Source organism: Mangrovimonas sp. YM274, from assembly GCF_030908385.1.
Lineage (GTDB): Bacteria > Bacteroidota > Bacteroidia > Flavobacteriales > Flavobacteriaceae > Mangrovimonas_A.
This window is the reverse complement of sequence record NZ_CP133091.1, coordinates 210,041-222,977: the sequence shown is the minus strand read 5'-3', so window position 1 is coordinate 222,977 and position 12,937 is coordinate 210,041. Positions and strand designations below refer to the sequence as shown.

Annotated in this window: 12 protein-coding genes and 1 tRNA gene; 8 read left to right on the top strand and 5 right to left on the bottom strand. The window is 35.6% G+C overall.

Annotated elements, in window-relative coordinates; all coding sequences use genetic code 11:
- Positions 1-3 precede the first annotated feature (3 nt).
- Together RBH95_RS01050 and RBH95_RS01045 are read left to right on the top strand one after the other, a co-directional pair.
- The gene (locus RBH95_RS01050) at positions 4-1,638 is read left to right on the top strand and encodes a S41 family peptidase (protein ID WP_307900888.1); all 1,635 of its coding nucleotides are present in this window, start codon (positions 4-6) and stop codon (positions 1,636-1,638) included.
- Positions 1,639-1,708: 70 nt separating this feature from the next.
- On the top strand, positions 1,709-2,548 hold the full coding sequence (locus RBH95_RS01045) for an OmpA family protein (RefSeq protein ID WP_307900887.1): 840 nt from the start codon (positions 1,709-1,711) through the stop codon (positions 2,546-2,548).
- Between the two features lie 5 nt (positions 2,549-2,553).
- On the opposite strand, the gene RBH95_RS01040 is transcribed toward RBH95_RS01045, so the two are convergent.
- The 3 genes from RBH95_RS01040 to rpiB are packed head-to-tail and all read right to left on the bottom strand — an operon-like array spanning position 2,554 to position 4,352.
- Positions 2,554-3,006: a GNAT family N-acetyltransferase gene (locus RBH95_RS01040; RefSeq protein WP_307900886.1), complete on the bottom strand. Its 453-nt coding sequence runs from the start codon at positions 3,004-3,006 to the stop codon at positions 2,554-2,556.
- A complete protein-coding gene (locus RBH95_RS01035; protein WP_307900885.1) occupies positions 3,006-3,917 on the bottom strand; it encodes a cation diffusion facilitator family transporter in 912 nt (303 codons plus the stop codon). Before RBH95_RS01035 ends, RBH95_RS01040 begins: the two co-directional genes overlap by 1 nt.
- The gene (gene rpiB / locus RBH95_RS01030) at positions 3,918-4,352 is read right to left on the bottom strand and encodes a ribose 5-phosphate isomerase B (RefSeq protein WP_307900884.1); all 435 of its coding nucleotides are present in this window, start codon (positions 4,350-4,352) and stop codon (positions 3,918-3,920) included.
- Between the two features lie 648 nt (positions 4,353-5,000).
- Here rpiB and rnr point away from each other — a divergent pair.
- The 3 genes from rnr to RBH95_RS01015 all read left to right on the top strand — a co-directional run bounded on the left by rnr (position 5,001) and on the right by RBH95_RS01015 (position 8,279).
- A complete protein-coding gene (gene rnr, locus RBH95_RS01025; RefSeq protein ID WP_307900883.1) occupies positions 5,001-7,193 on the top strand; it encodes a ribonuclease R in 2,193 nt (730 codons plus the stop codon).
- A gap of 15 nt (positions 7,194-7,208) precedes the next feature.
- Complete coding sequence (locus tag RBH95_RS01020; protein ID WP_307900882.1) at positions 7,209-7,511, top strand: heavy metal-binding domain-containing protein; 303 nt, start codon at positions 7,209-7,211, stop codon at positions 7,509-7,511.
- 93 nt (positions 7,512-7,604) lie between these two features.
- Positions 7,605-8,279 carry a LysE family translocator gene (locus RBH95_RS01015; RefSeq protein WP_307900881.1) on the top strand — a complete coding sequence of 225 codons (675 nt, stop codon included), beginning with the start codon at positions 7,605-7,607 and terminating at the stop codon, positions 8,277-8,279.
- 47 nt (positions 8,280-8,326) lie between these two features.
- Here the strand turns inward: RBH95_RS01015 and RBH95_RS01010 are convergent.
- Positions 8,327-8,397, bottom strand: a tRNA-Cys gene (locus tag RBH95_RS01010).
- Between the two features lie 46 nt (positions 8,398-8,443).
- Entirely contained in the window at positions 8,444-8,812 is a 369-nt protein-coding gene (gene folB / locus RBH95_RS01005; RefSeq protein ID WP_307900880.1) for a dihydroneopterin aldolase, read from the bottom strand.
- A 226-nt stretch (positions 8,813-9,038) separates the two neighbouring features.
- On the opposite strand from folB, the gene RBH95_RS01000 reads away from it, so the two are divergent.
- From RBH95_RS01000 to RBH95_RS00990, 3 genes are all read left to right on the top strand, one after another.
- Positions 9,039-11,045 carry a glutamine--tRNA ligase/YqeY domain fusion protein gene (locus tag RBH95_RS01000; protein WP_307900879.1) on the top strand — a complete coding sequence of 669 codons (2,007 nt, stop codon included), beginning with the start codon at positions 9,039-9,041 and terminating at the stop codon, positions 11,043-11,045.
- Positions 11,046-11,189: 144 nt separating this feature from the next.
- Positions 11,190-11,672, top strand: coding sequence for a DUF1761 domain-containing protein (locus tag RBH95_RS00995; protein ID WP_307900878.1), 483 nt, complete (start codon positions 11,190-11,192; stop codon positions 11,670-11,672).
- Positions 11,673-11,732: 60 nt separating this feature from the next.
- The gene (locus RBH95_RS00990; RefSeq protein ID WP_307900877.1) at positions 11,733-12,887 is read left to right on the top strand and encodes a GNAT family N-acetyltransferase; all 1,155 of its coding nucleotides are present in this window, start codon (positions 11,733-11,735) and stop codon (positions 12,885-12,887) included.
- Positions 12,888-12,937: the final 50 nt, after the last annotated feature.

Sequence of the window (12,937 nt, the reverse complement as noted above, 5' to 3'; positions counted from 1 at the left end):
GCTATGAAACATCGATTCCGTAAACATATCCTTGTTCCTGTTCTTATTGTCTCTATTTTTTTAACGGGAACTGCTTTTAAGAGTGATTTTTTTGAAATTGCCAAACAGATAGAAATCTTCACCACTCTTTTCAAAGAACTCAACATGAATTATGTTGACGAGACCAATCCTGGTGAATTAATGGACACGGCCATTAAAAGTATGCTGGAAGATTTGGATCCCTATACCAATTTCATGAACGAACAGGATGTGGAAGCCTCTAGAATTAACAATACAGGGGACTATACAGGCATAGGCGCCAGTATTTTGACACTTAAAGATAAATTGGTAGTCATTGAGCCTTATAAAGATTATCCCGCCGATAAAGCTGGCCTAAAAGCCGGTGATGAAATCATTAAAGTTGAAAATGTTGTGGTTGCCGATTTCAAGGACGATGCAGGAAACTTGTTACAAGGGGCCGCTGGTACCAATGTAAATGTGACTTATTTACGTCAAGGAAAAACTCATTCGGCCACTATTAAACGCGAAGCTGTAGAGATTCATGCCGTACCTCATTATTCTATGGTGAATAACCAAACCGGTTATGTAGTGTTGCGAAAATTCAATGAAAAAGCATCTTCTGAAACTATTAATGCCATTAGAAGTCTTAAAAAGGAAGGTGCCAAAAAATTGATTTTAGACCTAAGGGGCAATCCAGGAGGCTTATTGAGTGAAGCCGTAAATGTGGTAAATATTTTTGTACCACAAAACCAATTGGTCGTTACTACAAAATCTAAAGTAAAGAAATACAACAAAACTTATTACACCTCTAAAGAACCTTTGGATACAGAAATCCCCTTGGTAGTTTTAATTGATGGCCGTAGTGCTTCCGCCAGTGAAATTGTATCGGGAGCTTTACAGGATTTGGATCGTGCCGTAGTGGTAGGAGCTCGAAGCTTTGGAAAAGGTTTGGTACAACGTCCAAAACCATTGGTTTACGGAACCCACATGAAAATTACCATCTCTAGATATTATACGCCTTCTGGACGTTGTATTCAGGCTTTAGACTATTGGAACAGAGATGAAGATGGCAAAGCTACTAGGGTAAAACAAGAAAATTACAATGCATTTAAAACCAAAAAAGGAAGAACCGTTTACGATGGTGGAGGTATACAACCAGATGTAGAGATGGTAGAATCTGTTTACAGCCCCATTACCACAGCAATCCTAAACGACAACCTTATTTTTGATTACGCCACTAAATATTATTACACCCATCAAGTAGCAGATTTAAATGCTTTTAAATTTTCAGATACCGACTTTAAGGATTTCAAAAGCTTCCTAAAAACCAACAATTTTAACTTTGAAACCAAAACAGAAAAAGCTTTTGATGAAGCTATTACAGTTGCCAAGGAAGAGCAGTTAAAACCTGTTATAAACCCCGAATATGACGCGCTTGTAAAGGCTTTAAATTCTTATAAAGACCAAGCTGTAGATAGTAATAAAACACAGTTGAAATCTCTCTTGTCCGATGAAATTGTTAAACGTTATTTTTACAGAGAAGGATTGTATACGTATTACATTGCTACTAACACTGAAATTCAAAAAGCTACGGAAATATTAGGAAATTTATCCACGTACCAAGGTTACTTAAAGTAAAAAATTTCTTAGGTACATTTTTAAAAAGTAGAAAAATAAAGTATATTTATTTCCCCTTATTGTAATAATAATGAAAAAATTAATAGCATTTTTTGTTTTAATTACACAATTTCTATGTGCACAAGAAGATCTAACACACGAGGTTTATTTTGAAACTGACAAGTTTGAAGTTCCTTCAACAGAGCACAATAGATTACTTTTATTTCTATCGGAAATTGAAGGTTTAGACATTGAAAAAGTGTCCATTTATGGGTTTACTGACGACCGTGGAAGTGATACCTATAATTTGAAACTCTCCCAACAAAGAGCCAATTCCATCAAGACTATTTTCTCTAACAATGAATTTGATGAATCCATTATCACCAATGTTGATGGTAAAGGGGAGGTGTTATTAAAAGTTATTAAAGAAGAAGATGTCCATAAAATTAGGGGACTAAACCGTAAAGTTGAAATTATTGTACATCCTTACAATCCGCCCAGAGTAGTTGAAGAACCTGTGAAAATGGAAGTAAAAGACCAGCTAAGAGGTGATCTTAAAGCAGGTGATAAATTTACTCTTGAAAATATTTTGTTTAAAACGGGTTATAGCTATCTACTTCCGGAGTCCGTGAAGACTTTGGAAGAACTTGCGGAAGTATTAGTGGAGCGTGACGATATTTACTTTACCATTCAGGGCCATGTATGCTGTACACAAAACAGTAGGGATGCCATTGATAGAAAAACCAAAAAACGCAATCTATCTGTAGCTAGAGCCAAGTACATCTACGACTATTTGGCCAAAAAAGGGGTTGATAAAAAACGTATGAAATATGTTGGTATGCGTCGTTTGTTTCCTCTGGGTGGCGAGCCTAAATTTGATAGGCGTGTTGAAATTTTGGTGACTTACGTAGGAGGAGAAAACAGTAATTAATTAAGTTAATTATTTGTTGTCTTAAGCATGGCAATGTGCGGGATTCCATCTTCTAAATAGGAATTTCCAACTTCTTTAAAACCTAAATTGTTATAAAATTGTTGCAAATAACACTGCGCCGAAATTTTGATGGTTTCCTCATTAAAGTATTTGGAAACGGCAGCAATTGAACTTTCCATTATTTGATAACCGTATTTATGTTTACGCCAATTGGCAGCCACAACCACCCTTCCAATACTGGCTTCATTAAAATAATCACCGGGTTTAAAAAGTCGGGTATAGGCAACCAAAGTATCGCCTTCATACCCTAAAACATGTAGTGCTTTTTGGTCTTTATTATCAACATCTTGATAAACACAATCCTGTTCTACTACAAACACTTCAGAACGTAACCTTAAGAGGTCATACAATTCTAAAACTGATAATTCTGAAAAATATTTAGTAGATATGGATAACATTAATCTTGAACGATAACTTCTTTAGGATCTATTTTATTGAATTCGGGCTGTATGGTAACATGGTTAATTTCAAACTTATGGTGCAACAATTTTTCTATCTCATGTAAAAGTTCATTGAACTCGGTTGTAGAAATATCTTCATTTAAATCTAAATGTGCTTCCAAATGCAGCTCATGGTCACTCAAATTCCAAATATGGACATGGTGAAGTTTACTCACTTTTGGCAATTTGTTCACAGCTCTTACCACATCCTTTATGTTAATGTGATCTGGTGTGAACAACATCAACATTTTGGTAGACGTTTTTAGCAAATCATACCCCACCCAAATAAGATAAAGCGCAATTAAAAAGGTTAGGACACTATCCACCCAATACAATTGGTAGTATTTCATTAACAAGCCCCCCACCAACACAGCAACACTTGCCAACATATCTGTTAACAGGTGTAAATAGGCCGAACGGATATTGATATTCTTTTCAGAATCACTTTTCAACAAAAGCACACTAAAACCGTTAGCTACAATAGCAATTAAGGAAAGCCATATTACCAAATTGGATTGAATTTCCTCTGGAGTTTTAAAACGCTTAACCGCCTCAATAATCAACAAAATAGCCACGACAACCAAGGTGATGGCATTGACAAAAGCTGCTAATATTTCGGCACGTTTAAAGCCAAAGGTTCTGTTTATGGAGGCCTTTTGCCTAGAAAGTTTGGAGGCCACATAACTTACAATTAATGATAATACGTCACTAAAGTTATGAAGCGCATCACTCAAAAGCGAGAGACTACCAGAGATAAGCCCTCCAATGACCTGTGCTACTGTTATAAGTATATTCAAAAAGATAGAAACCACAAGATTTCTATCTTTTGTACTAGCGTGTAGGTGAGTATGTGAATGAGAATGTCCCATTTAGCAAGACACTGGGATCTTGTTAACCCGGTTTTGATGACGTCCACCTTCAAATTGCGTTTCCAAAAACGCATCCACCATTTCAATGGCTTGTGGAAGCGCCGTAAAACGCGCTGGAATACTCAATATATTGGCATCGTTATGCTCTCTGGCCAAGGTTACAATTTCCTTAGTCCAACATAAAGCAGAACGGACACCTTGATGTTTGTTGGCAGTCATATTGGCACCATTTCCGCTACCGCAAATAATAATTCCAAAATTTGCAGCTTTACTTTCCACATCATTAGCCACAGGATGTACAAAATCTGGGTAATCTACACTGTCACTACTATCTGTTCCATAGTTTTTAACAGTATATCCCTTTGCTTCCAAATGTTTAACAATAGCATATTTATACTCTGTTCCTGCGTGATCGTTACCGATTGAAATGTTCATTATATGTATTAAATTGATTTAAAGGTACAAAGGTACAAAATGTCCTTTTACAGCCTATAGTTATGCACATTTTAAAGTGATGGTTAATTACTTTTCACTTTTCTTTTTATAAGTTGTTAATAACTGTTAATTAAATTCTAAAAGATTATTTTTTAAAACTCAAAATAATTTCCAATACAGAAACCGGAATGACATAACCAAAATATAACTTCACTTTTTTTGGCGGAGTTTTCAGCATCCTTTTTTTCATTATAAACACCAAAATTTCTAAAAGTTGTTAAATCAAAACTATTAACATTCGTTTTAAACAGGTTTTAATAACTACCATAATTTTACTCAAAATGAAGTATTTAAATAAAAACAGGTTGTTAATAACATTTTAATAGACCGTAAACTGTGAGTTTTCAAAAAAAAAATCAAAAAAGTTATTCCACTTATTAACACCCTATCATAAACAACAATCATTTTTTTAAAATTTCAAAAAAGAAAAGTAATTATAGTATTAATTGTGAATAACGATTGGATTAACAAAATCTGTTTGAAAAGATATATTTGAAGTCTGTTTAGTGATTCCTTTAAAATCTTAGCCTAAAAGAAATATGATTTAGTATATTAAAGCTTAGATTTGTTACTATTAGAAAAAAGAGAATGGCTAGAAAGAAAAAAAGAAGGAAATCGAACAACCAAATTTCCAACCTTACAAATACAATCTTAAGTATTTTAAAAAAGGAACGTAACAAAACCTTTAACTATAAGCAGATTGCTGCCAAGCTTGGTGTAAACGATGCCAGTAGTAGGAATCAGATCATAAAGAAACTTCAGCAACTTAAAGCCAAACAGGAAATAGAAGAAGTAGAACGGGGCAAGTTTAAGGCCATCGTGACTACCGATTATTATACCGGAATTGTAGATATGAGTGCCAGGGGATCTGGATATATTATTTCGGATCACTTTGAGGATGACGTATTTATAGCTTCCAATAACATGAACAAAGCCTTAGATGGTGATGAAGTTGAGTTTTACGTGTACAAAAGACGTTATCGAGGGCGTCAAGAAGGAGAAGTAACCCAAATATTGAAACGTGCTAAAACCGAGTATGTTGGCGTGGTACAATTGCATAGTAACTATGCTTTTGTTATACCTGACAGTGGTAAAATGTACAAGGATATTTTTGTGCCTATCAATAAAACAAACAATGCCGAAGATGGTGACAAAGTGTTGGTATCTTTGGAAGATTGGCCTGAAAAGGCCGATTCCCCTTATGGAAAAATTTTAAAGGTTTTAGGGAAACCAGGGGAACATAATACCGAAATCCATTCAATATTAGCCGAATACGGTTTACCTTATGAATTTCCATATGAAGTGGAGCAATATGCTAACAATTTGGACACTTCCATAACCAAAGAGGAAATAGCTAAAAGACGCGATATGCGCGACGTATTGACCTTTACAATCGATCCTAAGGATGCTAAGGACTTCGATGATGCTTTGTCCTTTAAAGTGCTTGAAAACGGCTTATATGAGATTGGAATCCATATTGCCGATGTATCGCATTATGTCCGTCCAAACACTGTGTTGGATGATGAGGCTTACGAACGGGCCACTTCGGTGTATTTGGTAGATCGCGTAGTACCAATGCTTCCTGAAATACTGTCCAATAAGGCTTGTTCTTTACGACCGCATGAAGAGAAATATACTTTTTCGGCTGTATTTCAAATAAATGACAAAGCAGAAGTAAAAGACCAGTGGTTTGGGAGAACAGTGACTTACAGTGATGCCAGATTTGCCTATGAAGAGGCACAGGCTATTATTGAATCTAAAACCAATGATATTCCTAAAGAGGTGTCTCTAACTGAAAAGGCTTATAAAGCAGATCAGGCCATAGCTGATGCTATATTAACCATGGATATCTTGGCCAAAAAAATGCGTAGTAAACGTATGCGTTCAGGAGCAATTTCGTTTGATAAGGTAGAGGTGAAATTCAATTTGGATGAAGATAACAACCCAATTGGAGTGTTTTTTAAAACCAGTCAAGATGCCAATAAACTCATTGAGGAATTCATGCTTTTGGCTAATAAAAAAGTAGCCGAGTTTGTAGGTAAACAAAAACCACCAAAGACATTTGTGTATCGCGTTCATGACGAACCTGACGAGAGCAAATTATCAGCGCTTCAAGGCGTTGTATCAAAATTTGGATATAAATTGAATTTCAAGGATCGTAAAAGTATTTCCAATTCGCTTAACAATTTATTAGCTGAAGTAAACGGGAAAAAAGAACAGAATTTGGTAGATACACTTACCATTAGAAGTATGAGTAAGGCCGAGTATACTACACACAATATTGGGCATTATGGATTGGCTTTTGATTATTATAGTCACTTTACATCGCCAATTAGACGATATCCAGATGTGATGGCACACCGGTTGTTACAGATGTATTTGGATGGCGAAAAATCGGCCAATGAAGAGATTTATGAAGATAAGTGCAAGCATTCCAGCGATATGGAATATTTAGCTACTAAAGCTGAACGTGATTCCATTAAGTATATGCAAATAAGATTTATGCAGGATCATAAGGATGAGCAGTTTGTGGGCGTAATTTCTGGAGTAACCGATTGGGGAATTTATGTAGAAATCATTTCCAACAAATGTGAAGGAATGGTAAGAATTCGTGACATTCGTGATGATTATTACGAATTTGACGAAACTCAATTTGCCATTATTGGCCGTGAAACCAAACATATGTACCAATTGGGAGATGAAGTGGTGGTTACGGTAAAGGATACCGATTTGGTGAAAAAACATTTAGATTTTAATTTAGTGGGAAAACCTGAGGAATAATTTAGTGTGCATAGCATGATTTTAACAACAACCGATCAAATTGAAGGCCATCCAATAATCAATTATTTAGGGATTGTTTCTGGGGTTTCTACCAGAATTCAAAAGGCTGCTTTTACCTTTAACATGGATAAGTACTACCAATCCATGGAGGATAATTTAAATGAAGTTAAAGAAGAAGCTTTTCAACATTTACGGGATAATGCCGTAAAATTAAAGGCCAATGCCGTGGTCGGTATTAGATTGGATATTGAAACTTTTCCAAATTCTGCTATAATTGTAGTTTCCATAACTGGAACTGCAGTTTTAGTGAAGGCATAATATTAATCAGAATTGTATTTTTGTCCTTCCAATTGAGAAAAAGGCAAACCTTATAAGTTGCTTTTTCTAACTTTGTAGAAACAAATATCTTTTATGCTCGATGCTATTTTAGCAGCTGTACCTTTTGGTATTATTTTAGCTTTTACCATAGGTCCTGTTTTTTTTGTACTGCTGGAAACCAGTGCCACTAAAGGTTTTAAGAGTGCCCTTATCTTTGATATGGGAGTTATTTTTGCGGATATTCTTTTCATCCTAGTTGCTTTTTTTAGTACGAATAACCTTATTGAAAAGGTAGAGGACGATCCTAATTTTTTAATTTTTGGTGGTGTACTGTTGGCCGTGTATGGTTTTATTTCATTTATAAAAACCTCTAAGTCTTTTAGAGAGATTGTTAGGGAATACCATCGTGTTGAAATTCAAAAAAATTACGGAAAACTCTTTTTAAAAGGCTTTTTGCTCAACTTTATTAACATTGGTGTGTTGTTGGGATGGCTTGGGTTTATCATTATTGGTAATTCACTTACCGAAGGTAAGGAAGGACTTTACGTGTTCCTAGGAACTATTTTGGCGGTTTATTTCATTGTAGATCTTGTAAAAATTGTTGTGGCCAAAACATTACGGAATAAATTAACACCGCGTTTAATCTTTAAAACAAAGAAAATTGTCGCTTTGGTCATCTTAGGATTCGGAATTTTATTGCTCTTGCAGGGCTTCTTTCCGAAGGAAAAGGAGTTGATAAAGGATAAATTGGAAGAAATTAATATGTAGACCAAAAATAAAAAAGCCTTAAGAATCATTTTCTTAAGGCTTTTTTGAGGCGTCTAGCGGATTCGAACCGCTGTACAAGGTTTTGCAGACCTTTGCCTAGCCACTCGGCCAAGACGCCTTGTTTGAGGACAGCAAATGTAAAAAAAATATAGTTTCTACACCACTTACTGCAAATTTTTTCGTCTTTCAGTCATTTTTATTGTCACCATTTCTACATCACCGCCAATAGGAGGGTTCAATTTACTCACCCAAACCGTAGCTTTTGTGACTAGTGGATCTTCCTTTAATATGCGCACTATGATACGTTTGGCAACGGTTTCCAATAAATGTGAAGGTTGGTGCATTTCTTCCCTTACAATTTTGTTTAAAAGGACATAATCTACCGTATCTCCAAGGTCATCAGATTGTGCCGATGCCTGCAAATTGGCTTTTATCTTTAAATCTACTCGATAATCACTGCCTATTTTGGTTTCTTCCTTTAAGCAACCATGGTTGGCAAATACACGGATGTTTTCAACTTTAATGATTCCCATGCTGCAAAGGTACGGGATAAAAAGGGATGTATTGTTAATCTGGATTTAAATTATCATCCAATATGATTCATAAAATTATATTTCATATTGCCTTGAAAACAAAGAAGAAAACTAATGGTTTTAGGGGTTTTAGATAACTGTTCATTAATGATATAGTTTCTTTAAATTTGCCTAATTTTGTGGAAAAATTTAAAAGAAAAATTTAGAGTAATAATTCCGATACTTTATGTCTGAAGATAAGAAATCACTCAATTTCATTGAGCACATCATAGAAGAGGATTTGGCCAATGGTTTATCAACCGATAAACTACGTTTTAGGTTTCCTCCAGAACCCAATGGCTATTTGCATATTGGGCATACCAAAGCCATTGGTATTAGTTTTGGATTAGGGGAGAAGTACAACGCTCCTGTAAACCTCCGTTTTGACGATACCAACCCTGTTAAGGAAGAACAGGAATATGTAGATGCTATTAAAAAGGATGTGTCTTGGTTGGGATACCAATGGGCCAACGAATTGTATTCTTCAGATTATTTCCAGCAGTTGTATGACTGGGCAGTAGCGTTGATTAAGGAAGGAAAGGCTTATGTGGATTCACAGTCCAGTGAAGCTATGGCTGAACAGAAAGGAACGCCTACACAACCTGGAACCGATAGTCCTTATAGAAACAGATCCGTTGAAGAAAACCTGGATTTGTTTGAACGTATGAAAAATGGTGAATTTGATGAAGGCTCTCATGTGTTACGTGCCAAAATCGATATGGAACATCCAAATATGTTAATGCGCGATCCTATCATGTACCGAATTTTAAAGAAAGCGCATCATAGAACTGGAGATAGTTGGTGTATTTATCCAATGTACGACTGGACCCATGGTGAAAGTGATTATTTAGAACAGATTTCACACTCTTTATGCTCTTTGGAATTTAAGCCTCATAGAGAGCTTTATAACTGGTTCAAGCATAATGTACACAAATATCAGCCAGAAGCGCTTCCTATGTTGCCAAAACAGCGTGAGTTTGCTCGTTTAAACTTGAGTTATACGGTAATGAGCAAGCGTAAATTGCTCAAATTGGTAGAAGATGGTGTTGTAAGTGGCTGGGACGATCCAAGAATGCCTACGATTTCTGGATTGAGACGTCGTGGGTATACACCGTCATCCATCAGACAATTTATTGAAAAGGTTGGGGTAGCCAAGCGTGAAAACGTGATTGATGTATCCTTATTGGAGTTTTGTGTAAGGGAAGATTTAAACAAGACAGCCCCTCGTGTCATGGCGGTGTTGGATCCTGTTAAATTGGTGATTGATAATTATCCAGAGGATAAAGAAGAATGGCTGGAAGCTGAAAACAACCCCGAAGATCCAAATGCAGGGTTTAGAAAAGTACCGTTTTCAAAAGAATTATATATAGAACGTGACGACTTCAAGGAAGAAGCCAATAGTAAATACTTTAGACTGAAACTTGGTGGTGAGGTACGTTTGAAAAATGCTTATATCGTTAAAGCAGAAAGTGTTGTAAAGGATGCTGAAGGTAATATAACTGAGATTCACTGTACTTATTCCGAGGATACTTCCAAAAAGGTGAAAGGAACTTTGCATTGGGTATCTGTAAAACATGCTGTGAAGGTAGAAGTGCGTGAGTACGATCGTTTGTTTAAAAACGAATCTCCAGATGGTGATCAGGATGTTGATTTTATGGAATTTTTGAATCCGGATTCACTGCGCATCATTGAAGCCTATGTAGAACCAAGTTTGAAAGAAGCTCAGATAGGAGATCGTTTCCAATTCCAACGTTTGGGATATTTTAATGTGGATGAGGATACCACTCCTGAAGTATTGGTATTCAATAAAACAGTTGGTTTACGTGATACTTGGGCTAAACAACAACCGGCTCCGCAACAGAAGCAGGCACCACAGCCAAAGCAAAATCAACCAAAGCGTCCAGCAATTGAAGTCATCAAGCAATTGGGGAAAAAATATACCAATCTTCCTGAATCCAAACAGCTTAAGACGAAAGCTGAAATCCAAAAATTGGCTAAGGAAGTTACTTATGAAGAACTGGAACCATTATTTGAAACGGCGGTTAAAAAAGTTGGAACCCGCATTGCTGCTATGTTAACTTTGGGTGTACTTTTGGATGAAGGACTTGAGAAAAATGAGGCTATTGAAGCCTTTATAATTAAAGCCCAAGAAGATAAAAATGACTTATTGGTTATGGAGGCTAATATGATTTAGCCCTCAAAGCATAATATATTTTAAAAAGCTTCAAATACTTAGATTTGAAGCTTTTTTTATGTTGTTAGTTCATAGGTGTAACTCAAAATATATTAAATATTTACAATTTCATTATATTTATATTACTAACTAAAACAATAATTTATGGAATTCAATATTTTGGCACTTGTGGTCGCAGCTGCCTCTACTTTGGTTGTTGGTGCTATTTGGTATAATCCAAAAGTGTTTGGTACTGCTTGGATGAAAGCGGCTGAAATGACCGAAGAAAAAATGAAAGGGGCTAACATGGCAAAGATTTTTGGTTTGGCCTTGTTATTTGCGTTTTTTATTGCGGCTACCTTACGTGCTTTAGTGGTGCATCAATCGGGAGTTTTTAGTTTGATAGAAGGTGATGTAGAAGGCGCTTTACCATCGTATGCTGCTTTTATGAACGACTACGGAACGTCCTTTAGAACCTTTAAACACGGCATGTTACATGGATTTATAACAGGGGTCACTATGGCTTTGCCTATCATTGGTACCAATGCTTTATTTGAACGTAAAAGTGCCAAATATATCTTTATAAATAGTGGATTTTGGATTGTATGCATGATGCTTATGGGAGGCATTATTTGTGCTTGGGAATAGTTTGTAACAAATCATATTTTTAAAAGACTGACAGTATTGTTCAGTCTTTTCTTTTATACATTGATAGATTTTAAAATTTATAGCTCCGTAAATGATCTTCCAAACCAATGGGATGCTTTGGTGAACCACGATGTTTTTTTACAACAGGATTATTTAAAAGCTTTAGAAACTGTTTCTCCAAATAACATTACTTGGTATTATGTCGGCTTTTTTAAAAGTGAAGAATTGGTTGGCCTGGCAATAATGCAAAGAGTACAGTTGTATTTGGAAGATATTTTTAGAAACCCAAATGACCATTGTTTGGAACAGCGGTTTAAAAATTTAGTATCTAAGGTTTTAAGAGGGAATGTTCTAGTAGTTGGTAATTTAATGCATACAGGACAACATGGTATTTTCTTTAAAGATATTTTAAATGGAAGGGCAAAGGTAGAGGCTATTTATAGGGCGTTAACAGCCCTACAAATAAAAGTCAAAGAGGAATCCGGTAAAACCATACGGTTATTGCTTTTTAAGGATTATTTTGAAACAGATCCCATCCATAAGCAAACCGCTTTTTTTGAGAGTCATCAAATTTCCAAAGTTTCTGCACAGCCTAATATGATGATGAAAGTTCGTTCCAACTGGGATAGTATGGACGATTATGTAGGGAGTTTAAATAAAAAGTACAGACGACGTTATCGGACGGCGAAAAAAAAATCCAAGGACATTATTTCGAAAGAATTGACTCTTGAGGAGATTGAATCTAATTCTGAAACGCTTTATCAACTGTATAAAAATGTCTCTGATAATGCCAAAATCAACACTTTTATACTTCCTAAAAGACATTTCTGCAGTTTAAAAGTGCACTTGCAGGAGAAGTTCAGGGTAATCGGTTATTATTTGGATGGTGGTTTAGTTGGTTTTTATACGTTGATCATGAATAACGATGTATTGGAAACTTATTTTTTGGGGTATGACAGCGAACATCAATATGACAATCAATTGTATTTGAATATGTTGTATGATATGGCACAATTTGGGATTGAAAATTCTTTTAAAAACATTGCCTATTGTAGAACTGCTATGGAAATTAAAAGTTCGGTTGGTGCCAAGGCTGTGGCTATGAGTATGTATATGAAACATACCAATTGCGTTTTAAACGCATTGCTGCAACAAATTTTTAAATTGATGAATCCTTCAAGGGAATGGGAAGAACGGCATCCTTTTCAACAATAGGGATTTTAAATAGCCTTGAAATTTTGTACCTTAAGGAAAAAATATGAGGT